19 protein-coding genes are annotated in these 15,209 nt (G+C 65.2%); 18 read left to right on the top strand and 1 reads right to left on the bottom strand.

All coding sequences use genetic code 11. The features are described 5' to 3' along the window. Window positions 1-5 precede the first annotated feature (5 nt). The 5 genes from AC0JZ4_RS00180 (at window position 6) to AC0JZ4_RS00160 (ending at window position 2,093) form a co-directional block, all read left to right on the top strand. Entirely contained in the window at window positions 6-575 is a 570-nt protein-coding gene (locus AC0JZ4_RS00180) for a head-tail connector protein (protein ID WP_471884460.1), read from the top strand. Next, window positions 575-907: a phage head closure protein gene (locus AC0JZ4_RS00175; protein WP_471884459.1), complete on the top strand. Its 333-nt coding sequence runs from the start codon at window positions 575-577 to the stop codon at window positions 905-907. Before AC0JZ4_RS00180 ends, AC0JZ4_RS00175 begins: the two co-directional genes overlap by 1 nt. Then, window positions 904-1,305, top strand: a complete 402-nt coding sequence (locus AC0JZ4_RS00170) for a DUF3168 domain-containing protein (protein WP_471884458.1) — start codon at window positions 904-906, stop codon at window positions 1,303-1,305. Before AC0JZ4_RS00175 ends, AC0JZ4_RS00170 begins: the two co-directional genes overlap by 4 nt. A gap of 89 nt (window positions 1,306-1,394) precedes the next feature. Continuing rightward, window positions 1,395-1,655: a hypothetical protein gene (locus tag AC0JZ4_RS00165; protein ID WP_471884457.1), complete on the top strand. Its 261-nt coding sequence runs from the start codon at window positions 1,395-1,397 to the stop codon at window positions 1,653-1,655. Continuing rightward, window positions 1,656-2,093: a hypothetical protein gene (locus AC0JZ4_RS00160; protein WP_471884456.1), complete on the top strand. Its 438-nt coding sequence runs from the start codon at window positions 1,656-1,658 to the stop codon at window positions 2,091-2,093. Here the strand turns inward: AC0JZ4_RS00160 and AC0JZ4_RS00155 are convergent. Further along, complete coding sequence (locus tag AC0JZ4_RS00155; protein ID WP_471884455.1) at window positions 2,080-3,300, bottom strand: MFS transporter; 1,221 nt, start codon at window positions 3,298-3,300, stop codon at window positions 2,080-2,082. The two genes, AC0JZ4_RS00160 and AC0JZ4_RS00155, sit on opposite strands and share 14 nt — an antisense overlap. 143 nt (window positions 3,301-3,443) lie before the next feature. Between AC0JZ4_RS00155 and AC0JZ4_RS00150 the strand changes: the two genes are divergently transcribed. From AC0JZ4_RS00150 to AC0JZ4_RS00090, 13 genes are all read left to right on the top strand, one after another. Next, the gene (locus AC0JZ4_RS00150; protein ID WP_471884454.1) at window positions 3,444-3,851 is read left to right on the top strand and encodes a phage major tail protein, TP901-1 family; all 408 of its coding nucleotides are present in this window, start codon (window positions 3,444-3,446) and stop codon (window positions 3,849-3,851) included. Beyond that, window positions 3,851-4,285 (top strand): gene transfer agent family protein, encoded by a 435-nt coding sequence (locus AC0JZ4_RS00145; RefSeq protein ID WP_471884453.1) that lies wholly within the window; start codon window positions 3,851-3,853, stop codon window positions 4,283-4,285. Before AC0JZ4_RS00150 ends, AC0JZ4_RS00145 begins: the two co-directional genes overlap by 1 nt. Then, window positions 4,282-4,560, top strand: a complete 279-nt coding sequence (locus AC0JZ4_RS00140; RefSeq protein ID WP_471884452.1) for a rcc01693 family protein — start codon at window positions 4,282-4,284, stop codon at window positions 4,558-4,560. The genes AC0JZ4_RS00145 and AC0JZ4_RS00140 overlap by 4 nt, the downstream gene beginning before the upstream one ends. A gap of 90 nt (window positions 4,561-4,650) precedes the next feature. Then, entirely contained in the window at window positions 4,651-5,193 is a 543-nt protein-coding gene (locus AC0JZ4_RS00135) for a phage tail tape measure protein (protein WP_471887732.1), read from the top strand. 25 nt (window positions 5,194-5,218) lie between these two features. Then, window positions 5,219-5,857, top strand: coding sequence for a phage distal tail protein, Rcc01695 family (locus tag AC0JZ4_RS00130; RefSeq protein WP_471884451.1), 639 nt, complete (start codon window positions 5,219-5,221; stop codon window positions 5,855-5,857). Beyond that, window positions 5,854-6,729, top strand: a complete 876-nt coding sequence (locus tag AC0JZ4_RS00125; protein WP_471884450.1) for a DUF2163 domain-containing protein — start codon at window positions 5,854-5,856, stop codon at window positions 6,727-6,729. Before AC0JZ4_RS00130 ends, AC0JZ4_RS00125 begins: the two co-directional genes overlap by 4 nt. A 12-nt stretch (window positions 6,730-6,741) precedes the next feature. After that, on the top strand, window positions 6,742-7,221 hold the full coding sequence (locus AC0JZ4_RS00120; protein ID WP_471884449.1) for an NlpC/P60 family protein: 480 nt from the start codon (window positions 6,742-6,744) through the stop codon (window positions 7,219-7,221). A gap of 745 nt (window positions 7,222-7,966) precedes the next feature. After that, on the top strand, window positions 7,967-11,764 hold the full coding sequence (locus AC0JZ4_RS00115; RefSeq protein ID WP_471884448.1) for a baseplate multidomain protein megatron: 3,798 nt from the start codon (window positions 7,967-7,969) through the stop codon (window positions 11,762-11,764). A 19-nt stretch (window positions 11,765-11,783) separates the two neighbouring features. Continuing rightward, window positions 11,784-12,014: a hypothetical protein gene (locus AC0JZ4_RS00110; RefSeq protein ID WP_471884447.1), complete on the top strand. Its 231-nt coding sequence runs from the start codon at window positions 11,784-11,786 to the stop codon at window positions 12,012-12,014. Window positions 12,015-12,131: 117 nt separating this feature from the next. Next, a complete protein-coding gene (locus AC0JZ4_RS00105; protein ID WP_471884446.1) occupies window positions 12,132-12,398 on the top strand; it encodes a hypothetical protein in 267 nt (88 codons plus the stop codon). Between the two features lie 48 nt (window positions 12,399-12,446). Next, window positions 12,447-13,118 (top strand): response regulator transcription factor, encoded by a 672-nt coding sequence (locus AC0JZ4_RS00100; RefSeq protein ID WP_471884445.1) that lies wholly within the window; start codon window positions 12,447-12,449, stop codon window positions 13,116-13,118. 28 nt (window positions 13,119-13,146) lie between these two features. Beyond that, the gene (locus AC0JZ4_RS00095) at window positions 13,147-14,544 is read left to right on the top strand and encodes an ATP-binding protein (protein WP_471884444.1); all 1,398 of its coding nucleotides are present in this window, start codon (window positions 13,147-13,149) and stop codon (window positions 14,542-14,544) included. Window positions 14,545-14,766: 222 nt separating this feature from the next. Then, window positions 14,767-15,198 carry a hypothetical protein gene (locus AC0JZ4_RS00090; RefSeq protein ID WP_471884443.1) on the top strand — a complete coding sequence of 144 codons (432 nt, stop codon included), beginning with the start codon at window positions 14,767-14,769 and terminating at the stop codon, window positions 15,196-15,198. Window positions 15,199-15,209: the final 11 nt, after the last annotated feature.

Genomic DNA, 15,209 nt, shown 5'->3' with positions numbered 1-15,209 from the left:
TTCCAATGACCTATGCCTTGATCTCTCCGCCTGCCGCGGAGCCGTTGACGCTTGCCGAGGTGAAGGCGCATTTGCGGCTGGATGGCGGTGAGGAGGATGCATTGCTCGCTTCGCTGATCGCCGCGGCGCGCGATTTCATCGAGCGGGAGACGGGGCTTTGCCTGATAGTGCAGGTCTGGCGGCTTTATCTCGACCGCTGGCCCGCGGGCGGGGTGATCCGGATTTTCAGGTCTCCGGTGCAAGCGATTCAGAGTGTTACGGTTTATGACGCCGGCGGCGAGGCCGGGGAGGCTTCGCTCGACGATCATCTTCTTGATGGCGAGGGGCGGCCGGCGCGGCTCTGGCTGCGCGATCCGCTGCCGCCGGGGCGGGCGGCGAACGGCATCGAGATCGATTTTTTGGCCGGTTACGGCGAGGCGGGCGCGGATGTGCCCGACACGCTGAAACGGGCGATGCTGATCCATATCGGCCATATGTTCGCCTTTCGCGGTGTGCTGTCGCCGGCGCAGCAGCCGGCCGGTATTCCCGATGGTTACGAGCGGCTGATTGCGCCCTTTCGCCTGCGGAGGCTGTGATGGTGGTGTTTTTCGACCCCGGCCAGATGACGGCGCGGCTGTTGCTGGAGGCGGCGGTGCATGAGCCTGACGGGCAGGGCGGATCGCTGGCGACCTGGACCGAGGTGGCCGCGCTGTGGGCGAGGCTTGAGCCGGTGTCTTCGACGCGCGGCGAACGGGCGGGGGCAGAGATCGGCACGGTGACGCATCGGATCTGGCTCAGGTTTCGCGCGGGCGTATCGGCCGGGCAGCGGTTTCGAAAGGGCACGCGGCTGTTTGCCGTAAGGCTGGTCGAGGACCCGGACGAAACGGGCCGCTTTCTGACCTGCCTGTGCGAGGAGGAGGGGCGATGACGGCTGCCAATGCGCTGTTGCGGGCGATCCATGCGCGGCTTTCGGGCGATGCGGGGCTGAGGGCGTTGATCGGGCCGCAGGGTGTGCACGACCGGCTTCTGCCGCGCCAGACGCTGCCGGTGGTGGTGCTTGGCGAGATGGAGACGCGCGACCTTTCGACATCCGCTGCGGCGGGCGAGGAGCATTTTCTGGTGCTGCAGGCCTGGGCCGAAGGCGAGGGGCGGAAACGGGCGCTGGAGATCGCCGCGAAGGTGAAGGTGTTGCTCGACGATGCGGCGCTCGTGCTGGATGAGGGGATGGTGCTGGTAAGCCTGTTCGCCATCGGCAGCCGCTCGAGGCGGGAGCCGAGGACGAAGGCTTACATGGTGGAGATGCGGTTTCGGGCGGTGACGGAGTGATATGTGTAATTTACGTAAATTACACAATTTGCGTAAATTACGTAAATTTGCTAGCATCTCCGGATCGTGTCAGGTCAAGGGAGATCGCCATGACTGCATCCGTCATAGTGACGGCTACGGAGTTTTCCCGTAACTTTGCCAAATATCAAGACGAGGCGATCAGCGCCAAGGTGATCAGCGTGACGAGCCACGGGCGCGTCGTCGGCGGATATCTTTCGGCCAGCGAGCTTGAATATTACGAAGCCTTGAAACGGCGGGAGCGTGAGGTCCTGATCGTCGGCGAACTTGATGATGAGACATCGCGCGCGATCGAGGATGCGCGCTTTGGGGTTGTCGGCGGAGCGCCTTGAATGGGCCTGCCCGATCCCAAACCGGGTCTTGTTATCCGCTACGCTTTTCTTTGGAGCAGCGAAGCCGATCGAGGAATTGCCGAGGCCCGCAAGGACCGCCCGTCGGCTATCATCGTGGCGGCCTATGATCGGGATGGAGCGATCAGGACGATCGTAGCGCCGATCACGCATGCGCCCCCTCAGGGCGGAGTAACCGACGCGTCGCTTGAAATACCTGCCCCTATCTGTCGTCACCTTGGTCTCGACGATGCGCGGCATTGGGTTCGGCTCGATGAACTCAATCGCTTCATCTGGCCGGGATACGACTTAAGACCTCGGCCGGACAGTCCCGAGCGCTGGGATTATGGGATGCTGCCCAGGGATTTTTACGACGAGGTGCGCAACCGGATTATCAGCCTCGACCGGGAGAGAAAAGCCAGGGTTGTCACAAGGGACTGATCTGGGTCGCGTTGACGCCATGCGCTCTTCTGACCAGTGCGATCAGCATGAGGATGGCGCTAAGCGCCACGGCGGCGAGCGCTATGGCCGCGACGAGCGCGGTGGCGAGCCCCGTGCGGTCGAGGAGTGCGGTGAAGATGATCGGGGCCGCCGCATTGGCGATATTCTGCGGCATCGCGAGCCTTGTCGCCTGACGGCCGTATTCGCGGGGTGAAAAGAGCGAGAGCGGCAGGAGCGCGCGGGCGACGACGAGGATGCCGGAGCCGAAACCGTAAAATGCGATGAAGGCCCAGATGGTGAAGGTGGAGGCCGGCAGCAGCAGCAGGCAGGCAAAGCCCAGGACCATCAGGCTCGATCCGACCGTCGAGGTCAGGAACGGGTTGCCGCGCTTGCCGAGCATCATGTCTATGCCACGCGCGGAAATGCCGAGCACACCACGGGCGGCTGCCAGCTGCAGGGCGAATTCCGGCGTGGCACCGGACTGGTGCAGCACTTCCAAGAGCGACGGCGACAGGCCGAAGGTGACGAAGGAGGCGATCGAGGTGGTGAGCGCCAGGAGCAGGAAGGCAAGCTTTCTGGCCGATGGCGTGAAGGGGACGGGGGCGATATCGGCACCCGACCCTTCGGCACTGTAGTCGATCGGCCTGGGCAGGCAGAAGAGAGACAGCGGGATCGAGACGAAGACGTGCAGGCCGGCAGCGATGAGAAGCGTCGTGCGCCAGCCGAAATGGCTGTCGGCAAGGCTCATCAGCGGCCAGAAGATGGTGGCCGACAGGCCGGTGAACAGCATGAGGATGGCGAGCGTGCGCTTGCCCTCGATGCCTTCGCGCTCGACAACGGCGGCAAAGGCCGGTGCCGAAAGGCCGAAGGCGCCGCCGATGCCGAGGATCAGCCACGCCACCGCATAGGTGACGATGCCGGAAGACACGGAAAGCAGGATCAGCCCGGCGGCGAAGAGGGCCGAGCCGATGGCCAGCACCCGCGCCGCGCCCAGCCGTTCCAGCATGCGGCCGACGAGCGGGCTGGAGAGCGCGCTGACCAGCATCATCACCGACAGGCCGGCAAAGACGATTTCGTTGGCAAGCCCGAGATCCGGCGCCAGCTTGCGCCCCAGAACACCGAGCGACTCGAACGTCGTGCCCCAGCCGATCAGCTGGTTAACGGCGAGAACGGCCACTGTCTGGGCGGAGCGGGCGGAAATGCGCATGGGCGTTTCTCGATGATTTTCTGGCGGATGTACAAGCGGGGAATGGTCTTCGGCGATGGTGGCACGGCTGTAGCAGGCGCCGTCGCGCCGGAGAAGTGGCGGCATGCCGAAAATGTAAGGTCGGATCAGGAAGGGATGGCGACATGGTGGCGCAGAAGGGCAGGGATCTGCTTTTGAAGATTGGCGACGGCGACGGCTTCGTCACGGTGGCGGGCTTGCGATCGCGCAGGCTCGCCTTCAATGCCGAGACGGTGGATGTGACCGATGCGGAAAGCGTGGGCCGCTGGCGCGAGCTTCTGGGCGGAGCAGGCGTGCAGCGGGCATCGTTGACGGGGGCCGGCATCTTCAAGGACCAGGCGAGCGATGCGGCCGTGCGCTCGGCCTTCTTTGCCGCGGCGATCCTGACCTGGCAGGTGGCGATCCCCGACTTCGGTACGGTGACCGGGCCGTTTCAGGTGACGGCGCTCGAATATTCCGGCGAACACAACGGCGAGCTGCGCTTCGAGCTGGCGCTGGAATCGGCCGGTGCGCTGACTTTCGGGGCCGTATGATGGCGGGCTTCGGGGCAAGATCCGGGGCGCCGCCTGACGCAAGGCATGAGGCAAGGCTTGGGCGCGCCAACCGGCGGCGCGGCGAGGTGGAGGCGGTGATGGATGGCGAGTGCCGTATTCTCTGCCTGACGCTGGGTGCGCTGGCGGAACTGGAGACGGCGTTTGCGGTCGACGATCTGGCGGGGCTTGCCGGGCGGTTTTCCTCCGGTCGGCTGAGGGCGGCGGACATGATCCGCATCATCGGTGCCGGCCTGCGTGGCGGCGGCAATCTTCTGTCCGACGACGAGGTGGCGGCGATGAGTGTGGAGGGCGGCATCGCCACCTATGCGGCGATCGTCGGCGATCTGCTGGTGGCGACCTTTGCCGGCGGGCAGACGGGTGGGGCGACGGGAGCGCTGCCGGGTGCGCGGGCGGGCGGTGCGGCAAACCCTTGAGGGCCGCAGTGGACGAGGATGTCGGGGATGCGGAACGCGCGGGCGCTGGCTCGGGTACGGGCCTGACGGGTGGACCGAAGGACTGGCCAAAGGCCTTTCCCTGGGATGCCGTTCTGCATGTCGGGCTTCATCTGCTGCGGCTGTCTCCGCGGGATTTCTGGGCGCTGACGCCGCTGGAGTTTTTCATCATGGCCGGTGGGGCGAGGCAACGCGATGAGGCGATCGGGCGGGACGCGCTCGAGGGGTTGATGCGGGTGTTTCCGGATGGGGCTTGAGGGCACGCGGCGCGTCTCCGTCTCTCCGTCGTTTCGAGGGGAAGGTGGCGGCAGGCGGCTTGAGGGGCTTTTCTGAGTGGAGCTTGGATGATGGAAGAGGATGAGACGGAGATGGCCGGCACGCTCGAAACCGCTGAGGCGCTGGCGGAGGTGATGGCGGATCTGGAGGCGCGGTCGGGGCGGTTCGGGGCGGCATTGACCGGTGCACTTCGGTCTGCGACGGCCGGCGGGCGCGGGCTGGAGGATGTGCTGCGCGGGCTGGGGCTTCGCTTGAGCGATATCGCGCTTTCCACCGGCCTGAAGCCGCTTGAAGGGCTGATCGGCAATGCCGTGGGTTCGATGTTCGGGTCGGTGACGCCCTTTGCCGATGGCGGCGTGGTCAATACGCCGCGCTATTTCCCGCTGGCCGGCGGGGCCGGGCTGATGGGCGAGGCGGGGCCGGAGGCGATCCTGCCGCTGAAGCGCGGCGCCGACGGTGTGCTGGGGGTAGCCGCGGCCGGTGGCGCTGGCGCGGCGATGCCGCAGATCGTTTTCAACGTCACGGCAACCGATGCGGCGTCTTTCACCAGGAGCGAAGGGCAGGTGTCCGCCATGCTGGCGCGCAGCGTCATGCGCGGGCGCCGGGGACTTTAAACGTGGCTTTTCGAGGAGGGGCGGCATGAGCGGGTTTCATGAAGTGCGCTTTCCGCTGCGGGTGGCGCTGGGCGCGAGCGGCGGGCCCGTGCGGCGCACCGAAATAGTCAACCTTTCGAACGGGCGGGAGCAACGCAACCAGCGCTGGCGCGACAGCCGTCGCAGTTACGACGCGGGATCGGGCGTGCGCTCGCTTGCCGACCTGTATGCGGTCCTGGAGTTTTTCGAGGCGCGGCGGGGCCAGCTTTACGGCTTCCGGTTTCGCGATCCGCTGGACCGGGCCTCCTGTGCGCCGGGTGGAACGGTCTCGCCGACGGATCAGGCGATCGGCATCGGCGATGGCGCGACGGCGGATTTTGCGCTGACCAAGACCTATCGGGATGCCGGTGGGAGCTGGACGCGGCGGATCGTCAAGCCGGTGGCGGGGACGGTGCTTGTGGCGGTCGATGGCGTGCCGGTGCCCAAGAGCGATTATGCGGTCGATACGGTGACCGGGATCGTGACATTTGCCGAAGGGCATGTGCCGGCCGATGGGGGACTGGTCGAGGCAGGCTTCGAATTCGATGTGCCGGTGCGTTTCGATATCGACCGGCTCGACATCAATCTCGCGCATTTCGATGCCGGGCGCATTCTCACGATACCGCTGACGGAGATATTGGCATGAGAACGATCCCGGCAGCGTTGCAGGCGCATCTGGAGGGCGAGGCGACGACGACCTGCCATTGCTGGCGTCTGACGCGCCGCGATGGCGAGGTGATCGGCTTTACCGACCATGACCGCGATCTGGCTTTCGGCGGCACGACGTTTCTGGCGGCGAGCGGTTTTGCGGCAAGCGAGCGTGAAACCGCCGCAGGGCTCGGCGCGCAGGCCGACGAGGTGGCGGGCGGGCTTTCGAGCGAGGCGATCGGCGAGGCGGATCTGGCGGCCGGGCGCTACGATGGGGCGAGGGTTGAACTCCATCTCGTCAATTGGGCGCAGCCTGACCAGCATATGCGGCTGCATGTGCGCGAGATCGGCGAGGTGGTGCGGGCGGGTGGTGCGTTTCGTGCCGAACTGCGCAGCATGGCGCACAGGCTGGGTCAGCCGCAGGGCCGGCTCTACGACCGCCGCTGCGATGCGAGCCTCGGCGACACGCGGTGTCGGGTGAACCTTGCGGCATGGCGCGGCGAGGGAGAGGTGATCGACATGCTCGACCGCAGCCGGATTGTCGTTTCGGGGCTCGGCGGTTTTACCGACGGGTTCTTTCGGCACGGTCGGATCGAATTTTCGGGCGGCATGGCGGTCGACCTCGATGGGCATGAGCGGCGGGCGGACGGCAGCGTGGTCCTGTCGTCGTGGCTGCCGCTGGAGGAGGAGGTCGAGGCTGGCCGCGGCTTCGTGGCGACGGCGGGCTGCGACAAGACCTTTGCGACCTGCCGGGCGCGCTTTGCCAACGGCCTGAATTTTCGCGGCTTTCCGCATGTTCCAGGGGCGGACTTCGCCTATTCCTATGTCGACGGTGAGCGGCTCCATGACGGCGGGCCGATCTTTGAGTGAGCGGGGCGAGCCATGGGTGAGACGCTTGGCACGAGTGACAGGGGTGATGCCGGCGACATGGGCGCGGCAATCGTGGCGCTGGCGGAAGGCTGGATCGGCACGCCCTATCGGCACCAAGGCGCCTCGAAGGGTGTCGGGTGCGACTGTATCGGCCTGATCCGCGGCATCTGGCGGGAGCTTTATGGCGCCGAACCGGAAAAGCTGCCGGCCTATGCGGCCGACTGGGCGGAACGCAGCGGCGAGGACCGGTTGATCGCGGCGGGGCGGCGGCTGTTCGGGCCGCCGGTGACCTTAACCGAAGCCGGGCCGGGAGATCTGCTGCTGTTCCGCTGGCGGTCGGACTGCGCGGCCAAGCATGCGGGCATCCTCGTCTCGCCAAGCCATTTCATTCATGCCTATGAACAGGCGGCAGTGGCGCGTTCGGCGCTGGTGCCTTCCTGGCGACGGCGGATTGCCGCCGTGCATCGGTTTCCGGTCGCGCGGATTGATTGAAATTGCCGGGAGATCGGCGTATATTGCTGAAGTGGTGAGCGGGGCGGTAACCCCGCTCACCTTGGACTTATTTTGCGAAATTGACCCGGACGGTAACTGACCAGCCCGTCCGGGTCACTCTCAAGATAAGCGCAATGCCAATCGGCTTTAGCCTCATAACATCACCTCCAGGTTCGAAAGCAGGGCTTCTGCCAAAGTCGGTGTAGCCCGTCTCCACCGATGCGCCGGGCTGGCTCGGCGCATTCTGCTTTTGCCTTTGAACGCTGATACGGTGTCGCAATTTTGGCGTGTGTCCATCTTCGTACACGCCGGCGGATTTGGCGCGATTGGCAGCCTTACTTTCTATGATGTGGAGATTTATCGCGCCTGCGCTGATGTCGGCGCATGGTGGAGCTACTTGAGCCGCTCGGATTGATTGAAAATGCCGGAAGATCGGCGTATATTGCTGAAGTGGTGAGCGGGGTTGCAGCCCCGCCCACCGTGGACTTATCTTTTGAAATTAACCCGGACGGTCATAGACCAGCCCGTCCGGGTCACTCTCAAGATAAGCGCAATGCCAATCGGCTTTAGCCTCATAACATCACCTCCAGGTTCGAAAGCAGGGCTTCTGCCAAAGTCGGTGTAGCCTGTCTCCACCGATGCGCCGGGCTGGCTCGGCGCATTCTGCTTTCGCCTTCAAACATTGACACGCTATCACAATTTTGGCGCGCATCCAGTCGCACGGACGGGGGCGTGGGGAGAGCCTATGGCCACTCTTCTATTTCAGGCGGCGGGTGCGGCACTCGGCGGTGTGTTCGGGCCGGTCGGCGCGATTGTCGGACGGGCTGCGGGCGCGCTTGCGGGAAGCGTGGTCGACCGGGCGCTTTTGGGCGGCAGCCAGACGATTTCCGGTGCACGGCTGGGGACGGCGCGTATCCCCGGTGCCGACGAAGGCAGCCCGATCAACCGGGTTTACGGGACGGCACGGATCGGCGGCACGCTGATCTGGGCGACGCGTTTCGAGGAGGAGGTGACGAGCGAACGGACCGGCGGCAAGGGGGGCGGGCCGCGGGTCGAGACGTTCCGCTACTTTGCCAACTTCGCCGTGGGGTTGTGCGAGGGGCCGATCGCTTCGGTGCGGCGGGTGTGGGCGGACGGACGCGAGCTGGACCTCACGACGATCGAGATGCGCGTCTATACGGGCGGCGAAGGACAGTTGCCCGATCCGCTGATCGAGGCCAAGCAGGGCGAGGGGATGGCTCCAGCCTATCGCGGGCTTGCCTGTGTCGTCTTCGAGCGATTGCCGCTCGATCCGTTCGGCAACCGCATTCCGCTTCTTCAGTTCGAGGTGCTGCGGCCGGTCGGCCGGTTGGAGCGGCAGATCAGGGCGGTGACGATCATTCCGGGGGCTACCGAGCATGGCTATCAGACGCGGCAGGTGACGGAGGCGACCGGCGAGGGCGAGGGCCGGATCGTCAACCGGCACACGACGGTGGCGCCGACCGACTGGCAGGCCTCGATCGATGAATTGCAGGCGCTGTGCCCGAACCTGGAACGGGTGGCGCTGGTCGTCTCCTGGTTCGGCACCGATTTGAGGGCGGGCCATTGCCGGATCGTGCCGGGTGTCGAGGTAGAGGCGCGGCGCAGGGAGAGCGATCCATGGGCCGTTGCCGGGATCGGGCGCGGCGAAGCATATCTGGTCAGCCGGCGTGACGGCGGACCGGCCTATGGCGGCACGCCGAGCGACGCGAGTGTGCGGGCCGCGATTGCCGATCTCAAGACAAGAGGGCTGGATGTTTATCTCTACCCGTTCGTGATGATGGATATTCCCACAGGTAACGGTCTTGCCGATCCCTATGGTGGAGCCGAACAGCCGGCCTATCCCTGGCGGGGGCGGATCACCTGCCATCCGGCACCGTCAGAGCCGGGGACCGTCGATCGGACGGCTGCGGCGCGGGCGCAGGTAGAGGCGTTCAGCGACGGCCCCGAAGGGTATCGCCGTATGGTTCTGCATTATGCCGATCTGGCCCACGATGCCGGCGGGGTGGACGGCTTCGTCATAGGCTCGGAACTGCGCGGGTTGACGCAGGTGCGCGACGGGGCGGACCGGTTTCCCTTCGTCGAGGCGCTGGTCGGGTTGGCAGCGGATGTTCGGGCGCGGTTGGGCAGTGACGCACGGATGACCTACGGGGCCGATTGGAGCGAATATTTCGGCTATCATCCGCAGGACGGATCGGGCGACGTGTTCTTCCATCTCGATCCGCTCTGGGCCTCGCCGGATATCGATGCGGTGGGCATCGACAATTACCTGCCGTTGTCCGACTGGCGTGACGGGGATGCCGAGAACGGCAACCCGGACGGGTTTGTCGGGCGGGATGATGCGGATGCGATGGCGGGGCAGATCGCCGCCGGCGAGGGGTTCGACTGGTATTATGCGAGCGATGCGGCGCGGCTTTCGCGCATCCGTTCGCCGATTACGGATGGGATGGCGGGCAAGCCATGGGTGTTTCGCAACAAGGATATCCGCGGCTGGTGGGAGAACCGGCATTACGACCGGGTGAACGGTGCGGAACTTGCGGTGCCGACGGCATGGGCGCCGCGGATGAAGCCGGTCTGGTTTACCGAACTGGGCTGCCCGGCGGTCGACAAGGGAGCGAACCAGCCGAATGTGTTCGTCGATCCGAAGTCGGCCGAGAGCGGACTGCCGTATTTTTCCGCCGGTGGGCGGGCGGACAGCCAGCAGCGGCGGTTTCTCGAGGCGCATCATGATGTCTGGCAGGGCGGTGGTCCTGTCGCGGGCATGGTCGATCCCAGCCGCATGTTCGTCTGGACCTGGGATGCGCGGCCTTCGCCCGTCTTTCCGGATGACACATCCGTTTGGAGCGACGGCAGCAATTGGCGCAGCGGGCATTGGCTGAATGGGCGGCTGGGCGCGACGACGCTGGCCGATGCGCTCGGCGCAATTTTGAACGATCACGGGATAGAGGCATTTGACGTGTCGGCCGTATCGGGCGACCTGACCGGCTATGTGCAGGCGGAGCTGACCTCGGCGCGGGCGCTGATCGAGCCGCTGATGCAGGCGTTTCAGATCGATGCGGTGGAGGATGACGGGGTCTTGCGCTTCCGCTCCGTTTTCGCGTCGAGCCTTGGGGTGCGTGACATTTCGGTTCTGGCGGATATCGACGGCGAGGCTCTGTGGAGCGAAAGCCGTGGGCATGACAGCGACTTTGCCGCGCAAGCCTTGCTGACCTTCTACAATCCGGTGCTGAGCTACGAGCAGGCGAGCGTGCGCTCGAGGCCGGTTGAGGCGCAAGGGCGGCGGGTGCTGGGACATGACCTTCCGGCGACGCTTTCTCAGGAGACGGCGCTTGCTGCGGTCGAGACGGCCTTGCGGGCGCAGCGGATAGCGCGGCGGACGCTGAGCTTTGCCGTTTCGCCGGCCGACGTGGGGCTGGAAGCCGGTGACGCCGTGCGGCTGACGGACGGGCCGGACGGAACTTTCGTCATCGAGCGGATCGAGGACGGGGCGGTGCGGCGGATCGAGGCGCGGGCGCATGCGCCGCTGCCGCCGATGCACGCTTCCGTGACGACGGGACGCCGCGATACGGACGGAGGAGGCGGGGTCTCGGACGATTTTCAACCGGTGCTGCACCTGATGGATCTGCCGCGGCTGACGGATGCCGCACCGGAGAGTTTTGCGACCGTTGCGGCCTATTGCCGGCCGTGGCGGCGGATCGCCATGTCGTGCTCGGTCGGCAATGAGGGATATCGCAATCGCGCGGTGATCGATCGTCCGGCACGGGTCGGGGCGCTGACGGCGCCTCTGCTACCGGGTGTCATCGGCCGTTTCGACCATGGTCAGGAGATGGAGCTCGATCTCTTCTTCGGCGGTCTGGCGTCGGTTGATGAGGCGGCGATGCTGTCGGGGGAAAACCGGATCGCGGTGCAATCGGCGGCCGGGACCTTGGAGGTCGTCGGCTTCTTGCAGGCCGAGGAGATTGCCACCCGGCGCTGGCGGCTTTCGGGGCTCTTGCGCGGGCTGGCGGGCACGCGGGATGCGATGGCGGTGGGGAGCGTTTTGGGGGCGGCTTGCGTCGTGCTGGATGCTTCCGTCGTGCCGCTCGGGATTGCCGCGGAGGAACGTGGGCGTGCGCTGAACTGGATGGCGGAAAGCCTGGGCGGCAGTGGCGGACGAGTTGGTCCGCAGGTTTTTGCCGGAGGCATGCGGGCGCAGACACCGCTGGCGCCGGTGCACCTTTCGGCCGTTCGGCAGGCGGATGGCGACATTGCCCTGACCTGGGTTCGCTGCGGCAGGATCGATGCCGATGGCTGGGATGCGGTGGAGATACCACTCGATGAACCTGAGGAGCGCTACCGGGTCGAGGTTCTGGCCGGAAGCGAGCTGCGGCGGGCCTTCGAGGCGTCGCAGCCTCAAGCGGTCTATGCGGCGCAGGACGAGCTTTCCGATTTCGGCGGCAGGCAGGAGATGATCACCTTCAGGGTGATGCAGATGGGCCGCGCGGTGCCTTTGGGACTGCCGGCGCAAACGACAATCAATCTTTGATAACAGGAAGATGAAGACGATGGATGATGTCAAGAACTGGTACCGGTCCAAGACGATCTGGGGTGCCCTTATTGCGGTCTTCGCCTCCGCGCTGCAACTGGCGGGTTTCAACATAGGCCCTGCGGAACAGGGGGAGTTGGCCGACCTCGCGGTGACGCTGACGGGGGCCGTGGGTGGGCTGCTTGCGCTTTACGGGCGGCTCGTCGCGACGGGGTCGATCGGGGGAAAAGGGCCGTCCGGGCCGCTCTGAACGCCAGTGTGAAGGGAAGCATTACAGAGCATTCATTTGCCATTCAGCCGTCATTCGATACATAGTCCATAACATGCTTTGGACATGATCTTTTGTCGCTTGAGTGGAAACGGGAATATGGCGCGACTGCCGATCATCGCGATTTTGGCCGCCGGCACAGCATTCGCAGCCGGTGCGCCCGTACAGCCTGCAGTGGCACGCGACTATCTTATCCTGGTCGCCGGTGACTGCGGGACTGCTGCGTCGCGTGTCGTGCGCGACACGGGCGGACAGCTTCTCTCTGCGCAGCCGTCCTCCGACGGCGCAACCTGCATCGTCACCGTCCTCGTTCAGGGGAACGGCACGGAGCGGCCACGCAAGGTCACCGTCCGGGTGCCTATGTAAGGCAAGTGCTGTAAGATGCTTGCCGGCAGATAATTCAAGGGACGGTTTATGCGCATTCTCGTGGTCGAAGACGACGTCAATCTCAATCGCCAGCTTTCCGACGCGCTGAAGGAATCCGGCTACGTCGTCGATACCGCCTTCGACGGCGAGGAAGGCCATTTTCTCGGCGATACCGAGCCTTACGACGCGGTCATCCTCGATATCGGCATGCCGGAAATGGATGGCATCACGGTTGTCGAGAAATGGCGGGCCAAGGGCAAGGGCATGCCGGTGCTGATGCTGACCGCCCGCGATCGCTGGAGCGACAAGGTTGCCGGCATCGATGCCGGCGCCGACGATTATGTTGCAAAGCCTTTCCATGTCGAGGAAGTGCTGGCCCGCGTGCGGGCGCTGATCCGTCGCGCGGCCGGTCATTCCTCCTCGGAAATCGTCTGCGGCCCGGTGCGTCTCGACACCAAGGCCTCCAAGGCGACGGTCGACGGGATCACGCTGAAACTCACCTCGCATGAATTCCGCCTTTTGTCCTATCTCATGCATCACATGGGCGAGGTCGTGTCCCGCACGGAACTGGTCGAGCACATGTACGATCAGGATTTCGACCGCGATTCCAATACGATCGAGGTGTTTGTCGGGCGTCTGCGCAAGAAGATCGGCGGCGACCTGATCGAGACCGTGCGCGGGCTGGGCTATCGCATGCAAGCCCCGGCCGATGCCCAATAAACCGGAAATCCTGCCTCAGGGAGTGGCGATGGGCGGATTGCGATCACTGACGGGACGCGTCCTGCTGCTCGCCACCGCCTGGTCTGCCGTGGCGCTGGTGGTGATTGCGATCGTCATTGCGCAGCTCTACCGGCAATCTTCCGAGCGCGCCTTCACCGACCTTCTGCGCGCGCAGCTTTATAACGTCATCAATTCCATGTCGATCGGCGAGGGCAACCAGTTGTCTGGCAGTCCGCAGCTGGGCGACCTGCGCTTTTCGCAGCCGGAGACCGGCTGGTACTGGATCATCGAGCCACTCGGCACGTTTGCGGCTTCGCCCCTGTCGTCCTCCTCGCTCGGGACATCGAATATTCGCGTGCCGACCATTTTGAGCGTGCCGTTCAACAATCGCTACGAGCGCTTCTACCGCACCGACGACGCATTCGGGAACAATGTCCTGGTGGCCGAGACTGAGGTCGTGCTCGACGGCGAGGGGCGCGCAGCGCGGTTTCGCGTGTCCGGCAACCTTGCGGTGGTCGAGGACGATGTTCAGGGATTTTCGCGCAATCTGTGGATCACGCTTGCCGTCTTCGGTGTCGGCAGCCTGATCGTCAACGGCATCGCCATTCTGTATGGCCTGCTGCCCCTGAAAGGCGCGCGCCGTGCGCTGGAACGGGTCAGGCGCGGTGATGTGGAGCGGCTGGAAGGGCAATTTCCCCGTGAAATCATGCCCCTGGCCAACGATATCAATGCGCTGATCGAAAGCAATCGCCGCATCGTCGAGCGCGCCCGCATGCAGGTGGGCAATCTGGCGCATTCGCTGAAAACGCCGATCGCGGTGCTGCTCAACGAGGCGCGCATCGGCGAGCGTGTGCAGTCGGATCTTGTGCGTTCGCAGGCGGAAGCCATGCAGGGCCAGGTGCAGTCCTATCTCAGCCGCGCCCGGATTGCCGCGCAGCGCGAATCGCTGCTGGCCCGCAGCGAGGTCGAGCCGGTGCTGGAACGGCTGGTGCGAGTGATGCGCCGCCTGAACCCCGATACGGAATTTCACCTGTCGGTTTCGCCCAATACGCTGGCGATCGCGCTCGAGCAGCAGGATCTGGAGGAAACCGTCGGCAATCTACTGGAGAACGCCTCGCGCTTTGCCAAGGTCGGCGTTTGGGTGACCGCTGCGGCGGCGAGCCCGCCGGACGGTGCCGAGGGCGAGAACGCCCGCCGGCCGTGGGTGGAGCTGGTCGTCGAGGATGACGGACCGGGGCTGGAGCCGGAGCAGATCACCGAGGCGCTGAAGCGCGGACGGCGGCTGGACGAGAGCAAGCCGGGAGCGGGCCTCGGCCTTTCGATCGTGACCGAAGTGACGGCCGAATATCAGGGCGTGGTGAAGCTCGATCGCGGCGCGCGCGGCGGTCTTCGCGCACGCCTTCTCCTGCCCGGTGTGGTGAAGTAATCGCGCGGGCAAGACTGTGGCATATCAGCAACTCGTAAAGACTTGCTGCGGCTTCTGCTGGACGATTGGCAGGCCTGCTATATCATTGACGCCAAAGGCGACTGAGCGGATTTGCGGCGGCGTCGGGAAAACGGTCGAAAAGCGTTGTTTCGAACGGCCCGGTGTCATCGAAGGCCGTGACAATATGCCGAACTATTCCAGCCGGAGACTGTTTCAGAACCGATGCGATCCGTTAGAATTTCGACCGTGTTGACGACTTTTTCCTGCCTGGCGATCGTTTCCGGTTGCTCGACGAGCGGCGGATCGGCCTCTGTCGGACGCGGGCTGCTGTCTCCGAAGCCGTCGGCCTCTGCCGGCTATATCACCGCGCTGCAGGGCGGTATCGTTTCGCGCAGCGGCGCGGAGCTTTCGTCCAGCGACAGGTCGCGGGCGCTGGAAGCCGAGTACCGGGCGCTGGAAGAGGCGGTCGGTGGCCAGCCGATGGCCTGGAAGGGCAATGATGCCAGCGGCGAGGTGACCGCCAACGCGCCCTATCAGGTGGGCGCGCAGAACTGCCGCCAGTATCGGCATACGGTGACGGTCGATGGGCGCGAGCTGGTCGCACGCGGTGCTGCATGCCGCAATTCCGACGGCACCTGGACGCCGCTGAGCTGAGGCCGCCCTCG

The organism is [Rhizobium] kunmingense (assembly GCF_977018605.1).
Note: the sequence above shows the minus strand (reverse complement) of the source record. Positions and strands in the feature narration are given on the sequence as shown.

Excerpts from the sequence above, each read along its gene's own strand:
- AC0JZ4_RS00180 (WP_471884460.1), top strand. The coding sequence starts at position 6 with ATGACCTATGCCTTGATCTCTCCGCCTGCCGCGGAGCCGTTGACGCTT.
- AC0JZ4_RS00175 (WP_471884459.1), top strand. The coding sequence starts at position 575 with ATGGTGGTGTTTTTCGACCCCGGCCAGATGACGGCGCGGCTGTTGCTG.
- AC0JZ4_RS00170 (WP_471884458.1), top strand. The coding sequence starts at position 904 with ATGACGGCTGCCAATGCGCTGTTGCGGGCGATCCATGCGCGGCTTTCG.
- AC0JZ4_RS00165 (WP_471884457.1), top strand. The coding sequence starts at position 1,395 with ATGACTGCATCCGTCATAGTGACGGCTACGGAGTTTTCCCGTAACTTT.
- AC0JZ4_RS00160 (WP_471884456.1), top strand. The coding sequence starts at position 1,656 with ATGGGCCTGCCCGATCCCAAACCGGGTCTTGTTATCCGCTACGCTTTT.
- AC0JZ4_RS00155 (WP_471884455.1), bottom strand. The coding sequence starts at position 3,300 with ATGCGCATTTCCGCCCGCTCCGCCCAGACAGTGGCCGTTCTCGCCGTT.
- AC0JZ4_RS00150 (WP_471884454.1), top strand. The coding sequence starts at position 3,444 with ATGGTGGCGCAGAAGGGCAGGGATCTGCTTTTGAAGATTGGCGACGGC.
- AC0JZ4_RS00145 (WP_471884453.1), top strand. The coding sequence starts at position 3,851 with ATGGCGGGCTTCGGGGCAAGATCCGGGGCGCCGCCTGACGCAAGGCAT.
- AC0JZ4_RS00135 (WP_471887732.1), top strand. The coding sequence starts at position 4,651 with ATGGAAGAGGATGAGACGGAGATGGCCGGCACGCTCGAAACCGCTGAG.
- AC0JZ4_RS00130 (WP_471884451.1), top strand. The coding sequence starts at position 5,219 with ATGAGCGGGTTTCATGAAGTGCGCTTTCCGCTGCGGGTGGCGCTGGGC.
- AC0JZ4_RS00125 (WP_471884450.1), top strand. The coding sequence starts at position 5,854 with ATGAGAACGATCCCGGCAGCGTTGCAGGCGCATCTGGAGGGCGAGGCG.
- AC0JZ4_RS00120 (WP_471884449.1), top strand. The coding sequence starts at position 6,742 with ATGGGTGAGACGCTTGGCACGAGTGACAGGGGTGATGCCGGCGACATG.
- AC0JZ4_RS00115 (WP_471884448.1), top strand. The coding sequence starts at position 7,967 with ATGGCCACTCTTCTATTTCAGGCGGCGGGTGCGGCACTCGGCGGTGTG.
- AC0JZ4_RS00110 (WP_471884447.1), top strand. The coding sequence starts at position 11,784 with ATGGATGATGTCAAGAACTGGTACCGGTCCAAGACGATCTGGGGTGCC.
- AC0JZ4_RS00105 (WP_471884446.1), top strand. The coding sequence starts at position 12,132 with ATGGCGCGACTGCCGATCATCGCGATTTTGGCCGCCGGCACAGCATTC.
- AC0JZ4_RS00100 (WP_471884445.1), top strand. The coding sequence starts at position 12,447 with ATGCGCATTCTCGTGGTCGAAGACGACGTCAATCTCAATCGCCAGCTT.
- AC0JZ4_RS00095 (WP_471884444.1), top strand. The coding sequence starts at position 13,147 with ATGGGCGGATTGCGATCACTGACGGGACGCGTCCTGCTGCTCGCCACC.
- AC0JZ4_RS00090 (WP_471884443.1), top strand. The coding sequence starts at position 14,767 with ATGCGATCCGTTAGAATTTCGACCGTGTTGACGACTTTTTCCTGCCTG.